Genomic DNA, 18,742 nt, shown 5'->3' with positions numbered 1-18,742 from the left:
CGCGCTGGATGAGTTGGTCGGCTATTCACAAGGCCACCTCGCTCAGCACCGAGTCGCGCCATTTCACCTGCTGGATCGGTGCACCGCTGCCGTGCGCCTTGCCTGTGTCGAGCACGACGGCATGCACGCGGCCTTTCGCCGTCGGCACCCAGTGCCCGGCAATCTGCTCTTGCAGGCCGGCATGGGCCAGCAGCTGGTTGAAGTCCTTCGCGCTTTTGACAAAGCGGCGGCCCATTTCCGTCGGCGTGAAGCAAATATCTTGTTCGGGCGTGGCAAGGTGCGTGCGCTCCATCAGCTGCAGCATGTTGACGCCGGTCAGCGCCGCCGTGCCCTGGTTCGCACTGATCGCCGCGGCATTCTTGTCCAGGCCGATCAGGCGTGCGATGCCGAAGATGGCGCGGAATTCCTTGGCGGGCGAGATTGCGCTGCGCACTGGCGCGGCGGCCGGCGCCGGGGTAGCGACCAAAGCATCGAAGGTCCGGATCACCTGCAGGTGGAACTTTGCGCTGATCCACATGGCATAAGCGTAGACCAGCTCCTTGCATACGTAGGTGCCGCCGTTGCGGCCCGGCGTGGTCACGGTCGTGAAACTCTGCTCCGGCGCAGAGTTTAATTCCGCCTCCAGGTCTTGGGTTTCCGGACGGCGGAAGAAGAACGCGGGCTGATGCCGACTCTCGGCGCCGGCGGCTTTGTGCAGATCGTTGAGGCAAAAACGCCCCACGCTGTCCACCGCGATGATGGTATCGGCGATGGTGATGCCTTTGTGTTGTACAATCGGTGTCATAAATTCTTTCGCGAATTTTGATGTTTCAAGGAAGCCCGCCTGCCAGCGGGCTTTTTTATTGCTCGGCCAGCAACTCGGCCAGCATTGCGCTGTAGTGCGCCCGCGCGCGAACATGGCCAGGGTCCGGATCGTGTGGCCGGACGTAATCCGGATTCGGCTCGACCAGGTCGTGCTGCTGCGCGCCCTGCCCGGCCTGCGCCGGCGCGCCGCCATCCGGCTGCATGGTCTTCCAGGTCAAACCGCCACCTCTGGTGCGGTCGACGTGGCGATGGCCTTCAATTCGCGGATCGCGATATCGGTCACTTCGTGCATGCGGATCAGCAGCGTGGCACCGACGGGCAGGCGGCCGTGGCGGATCTTGCTGATGACCGGCGGCGCCACTTCGAGCGCGCGCGACAGCGCCGCATCGTTCTTCAGGCCCAGCTTTGCCATCACGGCGTCGAGCAGTTGACAGTTGCCTGCGGCGTTGCCCAGCGCCTGGCTCGGGGAATGGATGGGGGTTTGCGACATGTCATGCTCCTGATTGATGGTGGATAAATCGGCCGCCAGGCGGCCGTGTGATGCTGTAGCTGTCGGGTGCCGCCATTTACGGAGGTTCGCGGCGCGGCACTTCGTATTTCCGCGCCACCCTGTCTGTGGCATCACGCCATTTCTGGCGCGCTTCCTTGTGTGCGGCCTTCGCCGCGCTCTCGCCCTCCCCGTCCTTCGCGCCCTGCAGGTCTTTCTCTGCCTGGCGGTAAATCATCGAACGCTGGAAGACGAGCTCTTTTTCCTCGGCCGTGACCTCGGGTTGTTTATTCAATAGCCGCCTCCATGCCGTTAAACCCGCATCCGAACGACGCGCGGGACGACGCCGAAGCTGGGACGCTGCGCCTGGAGTGGGCCCAGCTTTTCCCGCGATTTGGGTCTATTCCCGCCCGAGAACGGCGGCGTATCATTCCGTTTCGGCCGGGTGTCATGGTGGTCACGGATGATCACGATGGTGCATTCGTTCAGCACGTCGCTGATCGATTTGCCCTTGGCGGCGCAAGCTGCTTGGAGCGCATCCTTGTTCTCTTCCGTGATGTAACTCTTGACGAGCGCGGTGCGTTTTTGTTTCAACTTCATGGTTTCTCCTGGTGGTCGGTGTTACAGGGTTTGGGTGCAGCGATAAAAAGTGGAGGAAGTTGCCAATGTGTTAAATTTCTATTTCCATATATCAATCAACAGGAAAGGCAACCTCCATGAAACAAACGACATATCAAGCGACCGTCATACTCGATGGTGACGGCATTGGACTCTGGCCTGTGGACAGTCCGAGCCCCAACGTCGGGGACGAAATTACTGGCAATATCAATGGCCAATACATCTTTGGGAAGGTCGTTAAACGCGAATGGGGTATCGCTGTTCGAGATGATCCGTCGGTGCAATCCGCGTCGCTGAGAATCATCGTGGAATCTCAACCACAGGCTCGACCAGCACAGGCGACAGTCCAGCCGCTGAAACTTTGACGGCATTCGAACGCGGACCAGTCGCATTGACCAGGTACACCACGGAACCCTCGCGCATTGCGATGGTTGCCGTGTAGCCGCCAGCGCTGGGCGTCACTTCAAAGGTCGGTGCGAACGGGTCGGAGGCGACCGAGCTGGCCGATGACGATGCGGGCTCAATCAAGCCCCGCCTTTTCATCTCATCTTCAAGAGCGGATTTCGAAAGCAGGCTGCTAGTGGGTGACAGGGATGCGCTGCCGGTTTCGGCAACCGTATTCACAAAGAGGTCGCTGAGTCCTTTGAGCGAAGAAGCAATTTCACACCATTGCTTGATTTCAAGTATGTCAGCTTCGATCTGCGCACCACGGACCATGCCTTCGACCTGGGCTGCAATGTGGCGCGAACGGGCATTCATGTTGATGTGATGAATGGCGTTGGCGAGTTGAAGGATGGCGTCGGCCAATACTTTGTTGCTGATCATGATGCTCTCCGTTAGTTGGCTTTACAGGCGCTGTGAAAAAGGAAATTCAGGTGTTGCCAGCGGTCAGATATCAGGGCGGTGGCTCGGCCAACTGCTCCAAGCATTCATCGAACGGCACACCTGGCGGCAGCTGGCGCAGTTCGAGCAGCGGAATGCGCACGAAGTCTTCCGCCGCGCGCGGCGGGGAAATGGAAATCACGTGGATCATGGAATCGCCCTCGCGTCGATGCCGACAGCAGCGCGCTCTGACACGGTGTCGAGAATGCGGTTCGTGGTGGGCGGCTGGCGGCCGGCGTGGCCTGGCGCCGGGACGGGATCGGTGGCGCGGCGCGGTGCCGGCGTAGCTGCCAGGTCTGGCCAAATCTTGTGCCAGTCGTCGGGGCGCAAATCCTTTCGGGATACTCCCCCAGCAGTGGCCGTTTCGATAGCGAGGCAGTATTCGATCGGCACGCTGCGCAGGCGCCAATTGCCGAGCCGTGCCGAGCTGACGTCGATCTCCTTGGCCAGGGCTGAAAGGCCGCCGCACAGCTGGATTGCTTTATCTAGTGGATTCATGAAGATCATATTACACGACTTGTGTATTTTGATCAAACATTTTGTGTAACACACTCTGTGAATGTTTAGCTATTCTTTGATGATGAACAAAAAGGCAAACAACATTCCTTGGGAGCGCATTGAAGCGCGACTGGAGGAACTGCAAAAAGACCAGCAATGGCTTCGTGAAACGCTGGGCATTGCCCCCGCTGTATTGACCAACTGGAAATCACGGGGAGCGCCAGTTGGCAAAGCCGTGCCGGTAGCGCGCGCCCTTGGCCTGACAACTGATCAGCTGCTGGGACTGGACAGTTCAGCTCCTATCGCAGGGGCTAGCCCCGTTACTGATGATGAAGATATGGCACCCTCCACTGTCGCCATTCGTATGGCTCCAGAGCATGTGCGTGCCGGCATTTCCGGTTTCGGAGCGGATCACGTGTTCGAAGACGGTGGGCATTACCACCTAAAGCGCCTATGGCTCGAAGAGCGCGACTTGGCGCCTGACGCATTGTTGGCTATAAAAATTAGGGGCGACAGCATGAGGCCGATGATGTTCGAGGGCGACGTGGTTGTTGTGAATGTCACGGACAAGAGCCGAGTGAACGGGAACATTTTTGCGCTGAATTTTAAAGGCGAGTCGGTGGTAAAGCGCCTCAAATATGAGCGCCGTGAGTGGTATCTGACTTCCGAAAATCCAGATTTCCCACAAGAGCCCTGCCGTCCTGGAGATTGCGACGTCATAGGTCGAGTTGTGTATTTTGAAGCGCGCAATTTCAAGGATCGACTGTAGATGAAAAAATTTCTTGCATGTATTACGACATTATTAATTTGCAATGTCTCATGGGCTGCGCCAAGTGAATCATATTGCCTCAAAATTGGGAAGATGACAGAGACTGTCGCGAGATTGAGGGAGCAAGGCGTAACAGAAGAGAGTTTGAGGGAAATGCGCGTGGAGCGTGCCTCCAAGGACAGAAAAGTCAAGTCTAAAGAGGAAATTCAGCTAGAGGAAGAAAATGAGTTTGCCATGGAAAATCTCGCAAGCTATGTATTTACCGTCAAACTGGACTCCGAAAATGCCCGTCTTGTCGGCTTTAAAAAATGTTTGGCAGGGGATTTTACACAACGCTAACGTATCTTCTGCGATGCTTGCCATCGCGATTGCCGGAACTCTACCTTGCATCGCGAACGCGGCGCCTTGCAACAAAGCTGCTGCCCAAGACGTGCAACGCGGCCTCAGCGAATTCGCCAAGTCGCACATTGAGGGCGACCATCTGACCGTGCACTGGACGTATGCCATCGAAAAGCAGACCGAGGCGAAGCGTCTGCAGATGATCACGACCTATGCTGATATGGATGCGTGCTTGGCCGGTGCTGCGCGCGAAATCATGTTCTATCGCAAGAGCAGGCTGATGGGGATTGCATCGCCAACGTCGGGCGTGAGACTGGTGAAATAAACGCCAATGGCAGACAAGCGCACAGTCGATAGAACCCGCCAAGCACTCATTGCCGCCATTGCGGCAGCCGCCGAGCATCGCCGGGCCAATCCCAGTGCCTGGCCGCAGGATGGCTACCTGATGCGGCCTGATTCGGTTTGCGGGAGTTGCGGCCGGGCTGGGCTGAGTGAGTCGGCGTGGTGCGGGTTTTGCGGAAAGCCTGCAACTATTGGATAGATTTCCTGATGATAATTTTAATATAATCACGAGAATTTTAAACCATCAAAAAAATCCTGGCTTCCCAAGATCTATTTCCGTTCAAAAATCATAATATTAATTTAAGCAAACCATAAATGAACGCTCGTCAAGACCATATTACCGCCCGCCAAGTTGCTTTAGCTCTTAAGGCCTGGGCACAAGAAAATCACCTATTGCAGAAAGATTTCCCGGTGGCCTTGGTCGAGCAAGGGGATGCTCGAAATGTGCTCTTTGATTCCTTAGCTTTAACCGGACTATCAGAACGCATCTTGCGCCAGCGTGCCATGAATGCGATCGCATTTAACGAAGCCACAAACGAAGTGGTCGTTTTTACTTCGCGAAAAATAACACAGCAAGAGTTAAAAGTTCTACCGTCCGCAATATTGCAAGAAGTTTCCGTTAAATATGTTCAAGGTGGCATCGCGCAGGCAGGCGTGCCTACTGGCGGGTCAGCACACGGACCATATACTTTGCACAACGGAAAATATACTTGTGGGAGTTCTATACACCCCGCTAGAGCGCTTGGGGCAGGGACAATTGGATGTCTCGTTAAATCACCTGATGGAACGATGTTTGGACTATCAAACAATCATGTGAGCGGAATGTGCAATTATGCTTTTGATGGAGAAAAAATCCTGGCGCCTGGGCACAATGACATTACCGCAAATGGCATGGATCCATTTACAATTGGATATCATACGCGTGCACTTCCTATGAATCATGGTGTACCGGATAATATTGATATTACCTTAAACAACGATGTGGCCATATTCAAAATTGCAGATGTGTCTAAATTATCATCTATGCAAGGTAGTGCTTTCGATACCCCTGCTCATTCCTTTCAATTGTTGCCGGGTCAAACCGTGGAAAAAATAGGGCGTACGACTGGGCGTACGACTGGAGTGGTGATGGGGCAGATGGCTGGCCCGTTTCCAGTTGGCTACACAGTTCCTGGGTTGGGTAATCATCAGGCGTATTTCGAAAACATCTTTGTCATCCAGGGAGCGAATGATGCATTTTCTCTTGGTGGTGACTCTGGATCGTTGATCACTACCGTATTGAACGGCGAACGTTTCGCAGTTGGGTTAGTCTTTGCAGGGGATCAAGCAGGTTTATCATATGCCTTGCCTTTGATTCCCATACTGACTAACCTGAACGTATCGCTCGTACACAACCACAACATCTAATCATGAATCCAAATGACGCAGCGAAGGCTCTACTTGCTCGCATCTCATTGCCAAGAGGTATGGTGACAATCCTACCCTGGCACGAGGGCGGACAAGTGGTAATGCGCGTGCTCGTCGAAAAAAAATTCACTCAAACAATTGAGGTCCCGGCTGAGTTCGAGGGCTACGCTGTAGTGATTGCGGAAAGATTGCCAGGACTAGCCTACCACTGAGGTTGCTGCGCTGGGTGCCTTGTCCGCAGGATTGGTGGGCGGGCCGCTCCGCATAGCATGGGTGCAGCAGATATCCTTATCATAACATTCGTACTTAACAGTGCAGCGCCGAAGCGTTGGCACCACCGAGATTACTCCAATCGCCGGTCGCAATTGGTGGGAGTCCCACCGCTCGTGGCCTAAGTTTTTTTCGTGGACGCAGGTTGCCAACTTGCAATGATATCCTCGCTTGGCGCGGCCTTTTAATTCCAGCATATCGCCAATTACTTTTAACTTGGCAATATTCGCAGCATAATGCATTTATGCAACTATGCGCCGCCATCATCCAGATCAAGCAAATCCAGCTGGCCGTGGTCAAGGTTGAGTCAGAGCATACTTGGCCGACGACCGGCCCGGTAGCACTGGTGCATGCGCAACTGTTCTTCCCCACCCTTCCCATCTTACTCCTGGCGCCGCGCGTCGGCGGCTTCTCGCCCAGCTACTCCACGTTCGATATCGGACCGCTGATCGGCCAGATCAACGCTGACGAAATCGAATGGCAGGTCTATCTGCCACCACCGCCGCCGGAACTCCCCTTCTAGCACATATACCAGCCTCGACGATTCGGGGCTTTTTTTCGTCTGCTAAATCCTGTCGCTTCGCGATACGCAAAATAATTACACAAACTGTTTGCCATGCATACACATCTTGTGTAATACTTCTTTCCATCGAAAGCAAACACAGGAGTACGACATGTCCCGCACCGAGAGAATTGCCATTGAAGCAGCAGCTGCCGCTGCTGGCGACAAATCGCCAGCGTTCGATTTCTCGACCGCGCCGGTTCCGGCAAATCTGGGCTGATCGCCATGAGCGCCCGCGACCACAACGCTGCCGAACTGCGCGAGGAAATGATCACCAGCCTGGCCGCCGAGAAAAATGCAGACGCTCGCACCATCGTGCTGACCGGCGGCGCTGGCGCCAGCGGCATCGCAAACATGTTGCTCGATGCGCTGGCAGCGCCTGGTGCCATGAATATGCTGGCGCGCACTGCCTTGGCATGCGACGCAGCCACCGCCGGCAACGCGCTTCGGGAATTTGTCGCCGACACGATCTACACCGATGTGCTGGCGGTCGCCACCAGGGAAATCGACGGCGCCGCGCAGTTGGCGCGCCACGATCCGGCGAACTGCCAGGCCAAGACCCGCGCGCAGGCCGTGGCGCTGGAGAAATTGCAGATTTAGCGGTCGCCCGCGCCGTTGTTTAAGGCGGGATGGGGCTGGCAGCCTGAAAAAACTGCCCGATGGCACAGAGTGGCCCGATTGATCTTCGTCAGGATCTGGAAGCCGGGGAAGACCGGCGCCAATAAAGCAAGGGACGGGCGTGAACTTCGCCTTGATCGTCGCGCAGCAAAAGCGAAGACCGGCCTTGAAGCAGCTGGGTTTGTGACCAGCCCCTTGCTTTGTTGGCGGCCCACTAGCCGCAGGAATCACACGCCCGACGGATTGACCGGGTCGTCAACAACCATCTAACAGGAGAGCGGAACCATGAATTGCGACTGCGTAAAAAGAATCGAAACCAACATGGCCAGCGCCCCGTTCATCGTGGCCAAGGCCGGCGACCACATCACGGTGGAGTGCCAGGCGACCGGCTTCGCCATGACGAATGACAACAGCATGCGCAGCGTGATCAACATCCCGTTCCGCATCCGTGGCACGGGCAACGGCTTCACCAGCGCCAAGGGCAAGGAAATGCCGTGCGTCGCCAGTTACTGCCCGTTCTGCGGCCGCACGACTGACCGTTACGTGGTCGGCGAAGACGCCGGCATCGCAGCAGCTTTTGCCGGGCGCTCAGCATGATCGCCGCCCGCAACGTCACCGCCGGCCGCCAGTCCCGCCTGGCCGTCTACGAGCGCTTGGCTGACGCCTATCAGGACAGCGGCATGCTGTGCCACCTGATGAGCGGCAACCTCGATGCGCCATGCAGCATGCCAGCTGGCGCGCAGGCGTCCGCCGACCTGGTGCTGGACCTCCGTCGCAAGCCGCACGCGCTGATCGTTACCCGTGCAGGTGCTGTATGAGCACGGCCGTGACAGGCGGCACTGCCGCAAATGCCAAGCTGGGCGCCGCCGCCAAATGGCGCGGCTACTTCGAGGATGACGCTGTATTCGAGGGCGACATGGCAATGACCCTCGTTGCAGCATATGAGAAGGCGTGCGAGGTGGCAGTCCGGGATGCCCGGTACGCCGTCGCGTCGGGACGACTTGACGACCTTCGCACTGCGCAATGGAGTGAGTGCATTGTACAGACTATCGAGCAAATGCTGTCCTGCATCCCTCACGGAAGCCCGGGAGAGGCGCTTCACGATGAGATCGGCTTTGAGCGTCCCACCACCCCTAAATTTCCGCGTGAAGCATGAGCTACGTCATCACCACCCGCGCCGCCAGCGGAAGCACACAGACCTACGCCGGCACCGGCAGCCCTGACGCCACCCTCGCCGCGCTGCCGGACGACGAGCCGATGAGCATCACCGTGCTGGTGCGTCCATGACGGCCCTATTCCGCCGCCTGCTGGCCGCCCACCGCTTCTACCAGGCGCAGCACCAGCACCGCATGAACGAAATGTACCTGATCGGCGTGCGGCGCGAGCTGGCTGGCCTGGAACAAATCCGCAAGGAGTTGCTGACCGAGCAGATCGAGGTGCTGATCGAGCTGGACGCATCAGCAGCGCAGGTGCGGCGCCTGGGCCACGCCCACCGGGAGTCGCAATGCGTGTAGTAGGCCAGGCCTTTTGCAACTGGCGCGCCCGGCATGCAATTGGTCACGCCGTCCGCCTGGCGCTGTTGAAGGCAGAAATTACAAAACTCACAAGGAAAACGTCATGAACGCAGTTACGCAAGAAAGCCGCACCGCCATGCAGGCAACGCAATCCGGAGGCGTGCCAGTTCCCCGCACCACTGGCCAGATGATCCTGGACGTTGCGCACATGGATAGCATGATCCGCCTCGCCGACATTATGGCCTCGGGCAAGGCAACTTTGCCGCCCGCGTACCGCAATTCGCCGGGCGACTGCCTGGCGGTCGTCATGCAGGCGATTTCCTGGCAGATGAATCCCTTCGCCGTGGCGCAGAAGACCCACTTCATCAACGGAAACATTGGGTATGAGGCGCAACTGGTCCACGCCGCGATTACTGCATCGGGCATCCTGACGCAAGACGACTTCGACTACGAATATTACGGCCCGTGGGAAAACGTCATCGGCAAATACGACATCAAGAAGGGTGATAAAGGCGAATACCGCAGCCCCGCCTGGCATCTATCGGACGAAATTGGCCTGGGCGTCCGCGTCTCCGCGACGATTCGCTCCACCGGCAAGGTCAAAGTGCTGGACCTGCTGCTTGCGCAAGCGCGCACCCGCAACTCCACGCTTTGGGCCGACGATCCGAAGCAGCAGCTGGGATATCTCGCGGTGAAGAAGTGGGCGCGCCAGCACGCACCAGGCGTAATCCTCGGCGTCTACACGCCGGACGAGTTGGAGGCGGACTACCGCGAGCCGCGCGATATCACGCCCCCTGCATCAGCAGCGGCTGGCGCGCAGGACCTGCTGCCGGAATGCACCGACGAGCTGTTCCAGCAGAAAACGCCCGAATGGCGCCTGACCATCATCAATAAGAAGAAAACGCCGGCACAGCTGATCGCCATGCTCAGCACCCGGGCGACCTTCACCGAGGCGCAAAAAATGACCATCGACAGCTGGGCGCACGAAAACGACTAATCGCAGCACCACACAAAAAATCACCAAGGACACATCATGCAACGCGAAAACACGCTCACCCGCGAAATCCACAACCTGCTGCAAGGCAGCGACGACTGGCACGCCTTCCGCTTCGACCACCACGGCGCAAGCGAGGCGGCCGCAATGCTGGGCCTGTCGAAGAAGGTAATCCGCAGCGAACTGGTGCGCATGAAGGCCACCGGCCTGGCCAAGGAATTCAGCGACTGGGTGCAGGAGAACATCCTGGACTATGGCCACGAGGTTGAAGCGCTGGCACGCCCGCTCGCCGAACGCATCATCGGCGAAGACCTCTACCCCGCCACCCTGTCGCTGGGCCGCGAAAGCGCCTCCTGCGACGGCCTGAACATGGCCGAAACCATCGGCTTCGAGCACAAGCAATGGAATGCCGAGCTGGCCGCATCGGTGGGCGCCGGCGTGCTGCCGGAAGAGCACCAGCCGCAGGTGCAGCAGCAGCTGATGGTGACCGGCGCCGAGAAATGGCTGTTCATGGCATCCGACGGCACCGAAGCGAACATGGTCTGGATGTGGGTCTATCCAGATGCAGCCTGGTTCGAGCGCATCATCGCAGGCTGGCCGCAGTTCGACGTCGACGTGGGGAACTACACGCAAGTCGACCATGCAGTGAAGCCAGAAGCAGCGCCGGCCGCCGCCCTGCCCGCGCTGGTCGTGCAGACCGAAGGCAAGGTCGTCAGCAGCAACCTGGTGGTCTACCAGAAGGCGGCCGAGAAGTTCCTGCTGACCATCAAAACCGACCTGCAGGACGACCAGGACTTCGCAGATGCCGAATACAACGTCAAGTTTTGCGGCGAGGCCGAGGCCAAGCTGGAGCACGCCAAGGCCGCCGCGCTGGCGCAAACCTCCACCATTGACGAGGTGATGCGCACGGTCGACCACATCAAGGCGCAATTCCGCAGCAAGCGCCTGGAGCTGGAAAAGCTGGTCAAGACCCGTAAAGAGCAGATCAAAGAAACGATCTTGAACGACGGCCGCCGGGCTTACGCCGAGCACGTTGCCGCGCTCGAAGCTGAGATCGCCCCGATCCGCTTGCAGCTGGCCGCGCCCGACTTTGCTGGCGCCATGAAGGCCAAGCGCACCCTGGCCAGCCTGCACGATGCGGTCGGCACCACGCTGGCCAATGCCAAGATTGCGGCCAACACGCAAGCGGCCGACTACCGCGCCAAGCAGGCCTGGTGCCGCGAGCACGCCGCTAACTACGGCTTCCTGTTCATGGACATGGCAAGCATCATCGGCAAGCCGATGGATGACTTCCAGCTCGTGATCAACACCCGAATCGCCGTGCACAAGCGCGCCGAGGAAGTGAAGGTCGAAGCCGAGCGCGCCCGGATCCGCGAAGAGGAGCGCGTCAAGGCTCAAGCGGCTGCAGCCGAGGCGATCCGCCTGGCCCAGGTCGAATCTGACCGCAAGGCAGAGGAAGAGCGCCAGATCGAGCGCGCGCGCGTCGCTGCCGACACGAAACGCCAACTCGACCAGCAGGCCGCCGACATTTCCGCTGCGCGCACTGCCGCCCTTGTGGAGCAAGGCCGCCTAGCCGACCTCGCCGAGGCGCAGGCACCTGCCGAAGAACCGGCGCTGTCCAGCGTTGCCGCCAACCCGCTCGCCGGCGGTCAACTTGGCCGCTCACTGGATGATCAGATTGGCAGATGCTATGCAGCTTTAGCGGGGGCGAAGAATCAGGCCGTCACTGAGCCATCCACGCCGCCGACGCTGCGCCTGGGCCAGATCAGCGACCGCCTCGGCTTCACGGTCACCGCCACGTTCATGGAATCCATCGGCTTCGCGCCGGCGGCCACGGACAAGGCGGCCAAGCTTTACCACGAAGGCGACTTCAAGAGCATGTGCGCGGCCATCTGCCGCCACATCAGCACCGTGCAAGTCAAGCACGCCATTTAAACCATAGTCACCCACCAGGAAATCACCATGAGCGCCACCCCTCAAATCGTCATGCACCAGGTCGAGTCAAGCCAGTTTGCAGCCATCGGCCACGTGCCAGAGCTGAGCCTGCTGGCCATCCAGTTCCACCCGAAGAAGTCGACCGGCCAGATCGATATTTACCACTACTCCGGCGTCAGTGCCGACCTGTTCGCGGAATTCCTGGGCGCCGAGTCGCAGGGCTCGTTTTTCATCCAGCGCATCAAGAAATGCGCTGACCAGTTCCCATATTCGAAGGTCGACCAGGCGGCGTTCAACCACACGGCGCCGCAGCCGGCCGCCAAAGCGGCCAGTTTGGCCGAAGCCGCGTCGGTCAAGCTGAGCAAGGAACTGCTGGCTGGCCTGCTGACGGGCCGCGAATACGGCAAGGAAATGCTGAAGGAAGAGGAAATGCAGGCCAAGGCGGCGGGCTTGGTCGTGATCTTCGGCGCCAGCGACGATCTGATGGAGCTGCGTGGCGCCATCCACGACGAATTCTCCTGCTATGGCGGCGGGGTCGCCCTGATCGACGCCAAGGGCGTGCTGCCGTTCCGCGAGGACATCGAGGACGACGAGCAGCTCAAGGACTACTGGAGCCGCGTGCCGGCCGCGCGCGCCGTGGATGCGCTGTGGGGCAAGGAAGAAAACATCGACTGGACGTACCGGACCACCGTACCGCACGCGACATTTGAAATCGTGGAAGGTGGCGAGCCGTACTGCCGCGGCATCGTGATCGACGTGGCCGACCTGGGCGGTGCAGCGTGACCACGCGCGCCGAACGCCAGGCACAGGCGACCGCCAAGCTCCAGGCCGCATGCGACAAGTTCAACGCTGCGCACCAGGTCGGTGCCGCCGTCAGCGTCGAGCTGGACAGCGGCGCGGTCCGCGAGACGGTCACCACCAGCGAGGCGCAGGTGCTCAGCGGCCACAGCGCCGTTATCTGGCTGGATGGCATTCGCGGCTGCTATGGCCTGGACCGCGTGACGCCAATGGCGGTGCCGGCGGCCGCCGAAGGTGTTGCAGCATGAGCCGCTCCGGATACTCCGACGATTGCGAGGACAACTGGGGCCTGATTCGCTGGCGCGGCGCCGTCGCATCATCGATCAAGGGCAAGCGCGGACAAGCGTTCCTCAAAGAGGCCCTGGCGCGGCTGGATGCGATGCAGGTCAAAGAACTGGTGTCCGGCGAACTGGAGGCCGACGGTCAGTTTTGCACTCTGGGCGTGGTGGGCGCTGGGCGCGGGCTGGACCTGGGCAAGATCGATACCTACGACCACGAGGCGCTGTCGGGCCTCTTCGACATCGCAGGGCCACTTGCGCAGGAAATCATGTACCTCAACGACGAGTCGGTCAGCGATGACAAGTGGATCGACGTCGAATTCTGTGGCCCGGTGCGCCCTGGTTGGCCGGAATACGGCAAAAAGACCAGATCGGTACGCGTGCCTGACCCGATGGCCGCTCGGAATCGCTGGCAGTACATGCGCGACTGGATCGCATCCAGCATCGTGGCCGAGGCGGTGCCGGCATGACGGCGCGCCGTGCTGCGGGAGCACCGCCATGACGCGCCCAAAGTTCGAGCAGCGCAAGTTGCTGCTGCGCGGCCAGGAGCAGGTCGACCGCGCCATCGCCCTGCTCCGCAACATCCCGCTCGACGCGGAGAAGCCGCTGGAGGTGCTGGTGCGCGAGGAAGTGAAGGCGCGGAAGCCTGACCAGAATGCCCGCATGTGGGCCGGGCCGCTCAAGGACATCGCCGAGCAGTGCTGGAGCGACCAGCGCCAGTACAGCGTCGAAATTTGGCATGAGTACTTCAAGCAGCAGTTCCTGCCGGACGAATACGACCCGGAACTGTGCAAGGACGAGGCCTACCGCAAGTGGGACTTCGACCCGGGCGGCCAGCCGGTCCTGGTAGGCAGCAGTACTGATCTGACGGTCAAGGGCTTTGCTCAGTACATGGAAAAAATACACGCATTCGGCGGCCAGATGGGCGTCGAATTTCACGAAGCGCCGCAACGCGGCTGAATTGCAAGGATAGCCATGTTCAAGAATTTACAGATATACCGCCTGCCCGCGCCCTGGGGAATGACCGCCGAAGCCCTGGCCGCCTCGCTGGAGCCACAAAAATTCACCGACGCCACCAGCATGGATATGGTCAGCCAAGGATGGGCCCCACCGCGCGGTACCGACCAGCCGCTGGTGCATGCCGCGGGCGGCCAGTTCCTGCTGCAGCTGAAAACCGAAAAGAAGCTGCTGCCGTCCAGTGTGATTAATCAGTTCACGAAAACCCGCGCGGCGGAAATGGAAGAAGCCCAAGGCTTCCCGCCCGGCAAAAAGGCCATGAAGGAACTGAAAGAGCGCGTCACCGATGAGTTGTTGCCGCGCGCCTTTCCGCTGACCACCACCACGGACGTATGGATCGACCCGGTAAATGGTTGGCTGGTGGTGGACGCGGCCAGCCCGGCCAAGGCCGACGAGGTGGTCAAGCTGCTGCTCAAGTCCATCGACAAGCTGCCGCTGGAAAGCCTGCGCGTACAGCGATCGCCGGTCGGCACGATGACGGAATGGGTGCAGGCCGACGACGCGCCGGCCGGATTCACCGTCGACATGGATGCCACGCTGAAAGCGACCGGCGAGAGCAAGGCGACCGTGCAGTGGAAGCGCCACACTCTCGACGCCGCCGAGTTGGGCCGCCACATCGCTGCCGGCAAGCAGTGCACGCGCCTGGCTATGACCTGGAACGATAAGATTTCCTTCGTGCTGGACGAGAGCCTGGCCATCAAGTCGGTGAAAGCGCTCGACATACTTCGGGAATGCGCGATTGGCGAAGCAGCCGACGAGCGCTTCGACAGCGACTTTAGCCTGATGGCCGGCGAGCTGGCCAAGATGTTGGCCGACCTGGTCGAGGCCTTGGGCGGCGAGGCAGATGCAATCGCGCCCGCGCCACAGCCGGCCGCCGATGCTGCGCCGGCCAAGGGCGATGAGCCTGTGCGCCCGGCGCGCCCGGCGCTGCAGCTGAACGGCGAAGCGGCAGGCACGGTGCCGGCCGGCGACGGCAGCGCCAGCGATCCGCTGTACGAGCAGGCCGTCAAAGTGGTACGCGCGCAGCGACGCGCTTCAGTCTCGCTGGTGCAGCGCACCCTGAAAACTGGCTACAACCGAGCGCAGCGCCTGATCGAGGCGATGGAAGCCGCCGGCGTGGTCAAGGGCACGCAGGGCATTTATACGGTCGCGGCTGTGGCGGGAGCGGCAGCATGAGCAATCAAGAAAACGCGACCGATAGCGCGATGGTTCAGGAAGCGCTTAAGGCGGTGGCGATCCTTCCCCACCTCAAGCCAGAGGAGCGCAGTTCGTATCTGAGCGCCCTCTTGATGATTTCGTACAAATTGCTCCGCACTGCGGCAGGGGATGAGTTCGTGCGCGGCTGGCTTGAAAGTGCGCTGCATGAAGTCCAGACCGAAGCGCCAGACGTGAAGATCAACGAATTCCATTAAGGAGACAACGTGAGCGAAAACACCAATATCGAATGGGCAGACCACACTTTCAATCCGTGGGAAGGCTGCCAGAAAGTCGGGCCTGGCTGCGACCACTGCTACGCCGAAGCGCGCAATGCTCGCTTCGCCGGCGGCGCCACCGTGAACTGGGGCCCAGGCGCGCCACGCCGGCGCACCAGCGCCGCGAACTGGAAAAAGCCACTCGCCTGGAGCATGGCCAACTTCGTCGAGTGCGAAGCATGTGGCCATCGCGGCGCCGGCGTTCCGTGGCGAGACGTCGGGCCGAACATGGGCATCATCGACGACGGTCACCAATGCGCTGCATGCGGATCCCGCAGCGTCGAGCCGACCCGGGCGCGCGTGTTCTGCGCCAGCCTGGCCGACGTATTCGACAACGAGGTCGACCCGCAGTGGCGCTTCGACCTGATGCGCCTCATTGAGCAGACGCCAAATCTGGACTGGCTGCTGCTGACGAAGCGAATCGGCAACGCTGCGGCCATGCTAGATGAGGCTGTGCTGGCGATCAACCATGGCCGCTGGAACTGGCGCGACAACGCCTTCCCGAATGTCTGGCTCGGCGCCACCGTCGTGAACCAGGCAGAGGCCGACCGCGATATCCCGAAACTGCTGGCGGTGCCGGCGGCGCGCCGATTCTTGAGCATGGAGCCGTTGCTGGGGCCTGTGAACCTGGCGCGCATCGATATCGACGGCCACCGCGAGATTTACCCGCTCACGGGCACGACCGGCTGCGAAGACGAAGACGGCAATCCCATGCCTGACCTGCCCCGCATCGACTGGGTAATCGTCGGCGGCGAGTCCGGCCCAGGCGCCCGGCCGATGTCGCCAGACTGGGCACGCGGCCTGCGGGACCAATGCGCGGCGGCCGGAGTGTCATACCTATTCAAGCAATGGGGTGAATGGCTGCCGATGCTGGGCCAAGTCGAAGGTGTGCGAGTGCGCGAAAAGACGGAAACCGCTGATGGATGGGTGATGGGCTATGCCGGCAAGAAGGCGGCAGGCCGCCTGCTCGACGGTATCGAGCACAACGGCTTTCCGGAGGAAGTATGAGCATCCCCTACGAAAACGCCACCAGCGGCGCTGGTGCCTTGGATAAATCCGGGCGAAAACTGAAAACTCATTGCCTTCGAGGTCACTTATTTGACCAAGAAAACACTTTGGTTACCTACCGTGCCGGCGCACCGTCCCGGCATTGCCGTGCGTGCGCGCGAGACCGTGCGAAGACGAAATACCAAGTGGCCGACCGAATAAAGCGGGCAGAAGCCAGGATGACTCGGATCGAGGAGTGGAAGCGCGAGGTTTCGCCGGCCGATCTTGCCTGGGCTGCTGGCCACTTCGAAGGCGAAGGAACTATTAGCCTATCAGCAGAGCGGCGCAACGGATATTGCCGGCCACTGGCATCCCTGGCATCCACAGACCGCCAAGTGATCGCTTATTTCGATTCGTGGTGGCCCACATCGATCGCGGGAAAAAAATCAAGAATTCCTACGCCGAATGCGCGCCCTGTCTGGCGATGGGAAATCAATAGCGCGGTGAAAGTTCGCGCATTCATAGACCAGATACGGCCACACCTGCGCACGATTCGGTGCAAAGAGAAGTTCGACTTGGTCAGCGAATTTACCAATTTGGTGTTGGCCCCGCACGAAGGCAAGGTCAAGCAGAGGCATCCGGAGTATATCGCTCGAATCCGAAAGCTTAATCACCGAGGTTCGTCGCCATTCTTGGGCCAGATCCTGCTGGGCGACGGCAAGACGGTGTTGGATCACGTGACAGGCAGCGGCCTGCTGCGCATTGAATCGGAGAAATGATGAAAGCACTATCCATTCGCCAGCCTTGGGCATGGCTGATCGTCAACGGCCACAAGGACATTGAGAATCGCAGCTGGCCAACCAAGTTTCGCGGCGAGTTTTTGGTTCACGCTAGCCAGGGGATGACCCGCTCCGAGTATGACGATGTTGTAGAGATGTTGGAATGGCCTGCGTTCGCCAATATGCCGATACAGATGCCGGATCGTCACAACATCGAGCGAGGAGGAATTGTCGGTATAGCGACGATCGCCGGCTGCGTGTCGAAATCGGAATCGCCGTGGTTCTTCGGACCGCAAGGCTTCCTATTGCGCGACGCCAAGACGCTGCCATTTATCCCATTCAAAGGCATGCTGGGCTTTTTCGACGTGCCGGCTGGCGTGGTGACGCCATGAAGCCGCTGCTTGCCTATGAAGTGCGCGAGCCCGGCGAAGGCCATTGCGTCATCACCTTCGCCACCAACAGCGCCGCCGCACGGCGGGAAGGCGGCAACGAACTGGCCTGCACTTTCAACGAAGTCGAATCCTGCAACCGCCGCCCGCAGTTCGACCAGTACGCACCCGGCCCAGTACCGAAGACCGTTCTGATCGAGCACGGGTGGTGGTTCGAGTGCCACCACTGCAGCCGGCGCATCAGCGAAGGCATGCAGCAGGAAACCGAAGACGAGGGCGAAGAGCACGATCACCTGGCCGTGGTGGTAGACGGTGATGCCGTGTACTGCAGCCGCACCTGCGTGATGGAAGAGTTTGTCGAGCAGCGCGCCCACAAGGCAGCCCAGTCGGCCCTGATCGAGTTCTTTGCAGTCACATATCCAGACTGCTCGATCGAAAGAGTGCACGTCAGCCGTGCGCCGCTGCAGGGTCCGGACAGGCTGGGCCACGCGCAGGCGCTGCTCTACTTCAAATTCCCTGGTGCGCAGCACAGCGCAACGTTCACGTTTGGCGAAGATCGCATGCGGGTAACGGTGGCCGACCTGCCCGCTTACTACGCCTGGCGCGGCGTCCAGATGCCAACCACGGAGGCGGCATGGCGGACCTGAGCGACCTGAGCAAAAGCGCACTGTCAGCCGCAATGCGCGGCGGCACCGCAGGCTGGGGCAAGATCGGCTCTGCTGTCGACCACGTCCGCTACAGCGAGAAGAAGCCCAAGCGCCCTGGCCGGCGGCGCACCTGCTACTGCGGTTGCGATGGCCCGGCCACCCATAGCGGGATGGCGAACGGCCTGGCGCTGACCAGTGCATGCGAGCTGGGTATTGCGCGCTGGGTTCGCACCGGCAGCGTCCGGGCTACGCGATGAGCGGCAAAGCGAAACGGTCGGCCGCCGCCCGTGTGGCGGCGACCCTGATCCTGATTTACGTGGCGGCGACCCTGGCGGG

General features: G+C 60.1%; 32 protein-coding genes and 1 pseudogene. 25 read left to right on the top strand and 8 right to left on the bottom strand.

The genetic code is table 11. The annotated features are described in order from the left end of the window. Positions 1-25: 25 nt before the first annotated feature. The 8 genes from AC0Z42_RS04505 to AC0Z42_RS04470 all read right to left on the bottom strand — a co-directional run bounded on the left by AC0Z42_RS04505 (position 26) and on the right by AC0Z42_RS04470 (position 3,298). A complete protein-coding gene (locus tag AC0Z42_RS04505) occupies positions 26-898 on the bottom strand; it encodes a KilA-N domain-containing protein (protein ID WP_485467043.1) in 873 nt (290 codons plus the stop codon). After that, the gene (locus AC0Z42_RS04500; protein ID WP_485467042.1) at positions 840-1,022 is read right to left on the bottom strand and encodes a hypothetical protein; all 183 of its coding nucleotides are present in this window, start codon (positions 1,020-1,022) and stop codon (positions 840-842) included. Before AC0Z42_RS04500 ends, AC0Z42_RS04505 begins: the two co-directional genes overlap by 59 nt. After that, positions 1,019-1,294, bottom strand: coding sequence for a hypothetical protein (locus AC0Z42_RS04495; protein WP_485467041.1), 276 nt, complete (start codon positions 1,292-1,294; stop codon positions 1,019-1,021). The genes AC0Z42_RS04500 and AC0Z42_RS04495 overlap by 4 nt, the downstream gene beginning before the upstream one ends. A 76-nt stretch (positions 1,295-1,370) precedes the next feature. Then, entirely contained in the window at positions 1,371-1,586 is a 216-nt protein-coding gene (locus AC0Z42_RS04490) for a hypothetical protein (RefSeq protein ID WP_485467040.1), read from the bottom strand. A 17-nt stretch (positions 1,587-1,603) separates the two neighbouring features. Continuing rightward, positions 1,604-1,891 (bottom strand): hypothetical protein, encoded by a 288-nt coding sequence (locus AC0Z42_RS04485; protein ID WP_065308980.1) that lies wholly within the window; start codon positions 1,889-1,891, stop codon positions 1,604-1,606. Between the two features lie 318 nt (positions 1,892-2,209). Continuing rightward, positions 2,210-2,734: a hypothetical protein gene (locus AC0Z42_RS04480; protein ID WP_485467039.1), complete on the bottom strand. Its 525-nt coding sequence runs from the start codon at positions 2,732-2,734 to the stop codon at positions 2,210-2,212. Between the two features lie 70 nt (positions 2,735-2,804). After that, a complete protein-coding gene (locus AC0Z42_RS04475) occupies positions 2,805-2,942 on the bottom strand; it encodes a hypothetical protein (protein ID WP_485467038.1) in 138 nt (45 codons plus the stop codon). Further along, positions 2,939-3,298 carry a YdaS family helix-turn-helix protein gene (locus tag AC0Z42_RS04470; protein WP_485467037.1) on the bottom strand — a complete coding sequence of 120 codons (360 nt, stop codon included), beginning with the start codon at positions 3,296-3,298 and terminating at the stop codon, positions 2,939-2,941. The genes AC0Z42_RS04475 and AC0Z42_RS04470 overlap by 4 nt, the downstream gene beginning before the upstream one ends. Before the next feature lie 70 nt (positions 3,299-3,368). On the opposite strand from AC0Z42_RS04470, the gene AC0Z42_RS04465 reads away from it, so the two are divergent. The 25 genes and pseudogenes from AC0Z42_RS04465 (at position 3,369) to AC0Z42_RS04345 (ending at position 18,663) form a co-directional block, all read left to right on the top strand. Then, on the top strand, positions 3,369-4,058 hold the full coding sequence (locus tag AC0Z42_RS04465; protein WP_485467036.1) for a S24 family peptidase: 690 nt from the start codon (positions 3,369-3,371) through the stop codon (positions 4,056-4,058). After that, the gene (locus AC0Z42_RS04460; RefSeq protein WP_485467035.1) at positions 4,059-4,397 is read left to right on the top strand and encodes a hypothetical protein; all 339 of its coding nucleotides are present in this window, start codon (positions 4,059-4,061) and stop codon (positions 4,395-4,397) included. Then, positions 4,342-4,722, top strand: coding sequence for a hypothetical protein (locus AC0Z42_RS04455; RefSeq protein WP_485467034.1), 381 nt, complete (start codon positions 4,342-4,344; stop codon positions 4,720-4,722). The genes AC0Z42_RS04460 and AC0Z42_RS04455 overlap by 56 nt, the downstream gene beginning before the upstream one ends. Before the next feature lie 332 nt (positions 4,723-5,054). Further along, entirely contained in the window at positions 5,055-6,146 is a 1,092-nt protein-coding gene (locus tag AC0Z42_RS04450) for a chymotrypsin family serine protease (RefSeq protein WP_485467033.1), read from the top strand. Positions 6,147-6,660: 514 nt separating this feature from the next. Continuing rightward, positions 6,661-6,939 (top strand): hypothetical protein, encoded by a 279-nt coding sequence (locus AC0Z42_RS04445; protein ID WP_485467032.1) that lies wholly within the window; start codon positions 6,661-6,663, stop codon positions 6,937-6,939. Positions 6,940-7,203: 264 nt separating this feature from the next. Continuing rightward, complete coding sequence (locus AC0Z42_RS04440) at positions 7,204-7,578, top strand: hypothetical protein (protein ID WP_485467031.1); 375 nt, start codon at positions 7,204-7,206, stop codon at positions 7,576-7,578. 339 nt (positions 7,579-7,917) lie between these two features. Continuing rightward, positions 7,918-8,193, top strand: a complete 276-nt coding sequence (locus AC0Z42_RS04435; RefSeq protein ID WP_485467030.1) for a hypothetical protein — start codon at positions 7,918-7,920, stop codon at positions 8,191-8,193. Further along, a complete protein-coding gene (locus AC0Z42_RS04430; protein ID WP_485467029.1) occupies positions 8,190-8,414 on the top strand; it encodes a hypothetical protein in 225 nt (74 codons plus the stop codon). The genes AC0Z42_RS04435 and AC0Z42_RS04430 overlap by 4 nt, the downstream gene beginning before the upstream one ends. Next, positions 8,411-8,752, top strand: coding sequence for a hypothetical protein (locus AC0Z42_RS04425; protein WP_485467028.1), 342 nt, complete (start codon positions 8,411-8,413; stop codon positions 8,750-8,752). The genes AC0Z42_RS04430 and AC0Z42_RS04425 overlap by 4 nt, the downstream gene beginning before the upstream one ends. Beyond that, positions 8,749-8,883, top strand: coding sequence for a hypothetical protein (locus AC0Z42_RS04420; protein ID WP_485467027.1), 135 nt, complete (start codon positions 8,749-8,751; stop codon positions 8,881-8,883). The genes AC0Z42_RS04425 and AC0Z42_RS04420 overlap by 4 nt, the downstream gene beginning before the upstream one ends. Next, a complete protein-coding gene (locus tag AC0Z42_RS04415) occupies positions 8,880-9,110 on the top strand; it encodes a hypothetical protein (protein ID WP_485467026.1) in 231 nt (76 codons plus the stop codon). Before AC0Z42_RS04420 ends, AC0Z42_RS04415 begins: the two co-directional genes overlap by 4 nt. A gap of 103 nt (positions 9,111-9,213) precedes the next feature. Further along, a complete protein-coding gene (locus AC0Z42_RS04410) occupies positions 9,214-10,107 on the top strand; it encodes a RecT family recombinase (RefSeq protein ID WP_485467025.1) in 894 nt (297 codons plus the stop codon). Positions 10,108-10,143: 36 nt separating this feature from the next. Beyond that, complete coding sequence (locus AC0Z42_RS04405; protein ID WP_485467024.1) at positions 10,144-12,039, top strand: YqaJ viral recombinase family protein; 1,896 nt, start codon at positions 10,144-10,146, stop codon at positions 12,037-12,039. Between the two features lie 27 nt (positions 12,040-12,066). Continuing rightward, positions 12,067-12,822: a KTSC domain-containing protein gene (locus tag AC0Z42_RS04400; protein WP_485467023.1), complete on the top strand. Its 756-nt coding sequence runs from the start codon at positions 12,067-12,069 to the stop codon at positions 12,820-12,822. Beyond that, entirely contained in the window at positions 12,819-13,085 is a 267-nt protein-coding gene (locus AC0Z42_RS04395) for a hypothetical protein (RefSeq protein WP_485467022.1), read from the top strand. The genes AC0Z42_RS04400 and AC0Z42_RS04395 overlap by 4 nt, the downstream gene beginning before the upstream one ends. Next, complete coding sequence (locus tag AC0Z42_RS04390) at positions 13,082-13,585, top strand: hypothetical protein (protein ID WP_485467021.1); 504 nt, start codon at positions 13,082-13,084, stop codon at positions 13,583-13,585. Before AC0Z42_RS04395 ends, AC0Z42_RS04390 begins: the two co-directional genes overlap by 4 nt. 28 nt (positions 13,586-13,613) lie before the next feature. Continuing rightward, positions 13,614-14,075, top strand: coding sequence for a recombination protein NinB (locus AC0Z42_RS04385; protein WP_485467020.1), 462 nt, complete (start codon positions 13,614-13,616; stop codon positions 14,073-14,075). Between the two features lie 15 nt (positions 14,076-14,090). Continuing rightward, a pseudogene (locus tag AC0Z42_RS04380) lies at positions 14,091-14,981 on the top strand (recombination-associated protein RdgC); the annotation flags it as partial. A gap of 57 nt (positions 14,982-15,038) precedes the next feature. Further along, a complete protein-coding gene (locus AC0Z42_RS04375; RefSeq protein WP_485467312.1) occupies positions 15,039-15,308 on the top strand; it encodes a DNA translocase FtsK in 270 nt (89 codons plus the stop codon). Beyond that, on the top strand, positions 15,305-15,544 hold the full coding sequence (locus AC0Z42_RS04370) for a hypothetical protein (RefSeq protein ID WP_485467019.1): 240 nt from the start codon (positions 15,305-15,307) through the stop codon (positions 15,542-15,544). Before AC0Z42_RS04375 ends, AC0Z42_RS04370 begins: the two co-directional genes overlap by 4 nt. 9 nt (positions 15,545-15,553) lie before the next feature. After that, entirely contained in the window at positions 15,554-16,612 is a 1,059-nt protein-coding gene (locus AC0Z42_RS04365) for a phage Gp37/Gp68 family protein (protein WP_485467018.1), read from the top strand. Then, positions 16,609-17,370 (top strand): hypothetical protein, encoded by a 762-nt coding sequence (locus AC0Z42_RS04360; protein WP_485467017.1) that lies wholly within the window; start codon positions 16,609-16,611, stop codon positions 17,368-17,370. Before AC0Z42_RS04365 ends, AC0Z42_RS04360 begins: the two co-directional genes overlap by 4 nt. Beyond that, positions 17,367-17,762 (top strand): ASCH domain-containing protein, encoded by a 396-nt coding sequence (locus AC0Z42_RS04355; RefSeq protein WP_485467016.1) that lies wholly within the window; start codon positions 17,367-17,369, stop codon positions 17,760-17,762. The genes AC0Z42_RS04360 and AC0Z42_RS04355 overlap by 4 nt, the downstream gene beginning before the upstream one ends. After that, positions 17,759-18,406 carry a hypothetical protein gene (locus AC0Z42_RS04350; RefSeq protein WP_485467015.1) on the top strand — a complete coding sequence of 216 codons (648 nt, stop codon included), beginning with the start codon at positions 17,759-17,761 and terminating at the stop codon, positions 18,404-18,406. Before AC0Z42_RS04355 ends, AC0Z42_RS04350 begins: the two co-directional genes overlap by 4 nt. Next, entirely contained in the window at positions 18,394-18,663 is a 270-nt protein-coding gene (locus AC0Z42_RS04345) for a hypothetical protein (protein ID WP_485467014.1), read from the top strand. Before AC0Z42_RS04350 ends, AC0Z42_RS04345 begins: the two co-directional genes overlap by 13 nt. The last annotated feature ends 79 nt before the right edge of the window (positions 18,664-18,742 follow it).

This window comes from Janthinobacterium sp. 1L-D-8-B-C4 (assembly GCF_057291295.1).
The sequence above is the reverse complement of the archived record's forward strand: the minus strand, read 5'-3'. Positions and strand labels throughout refer to the sequence as shown.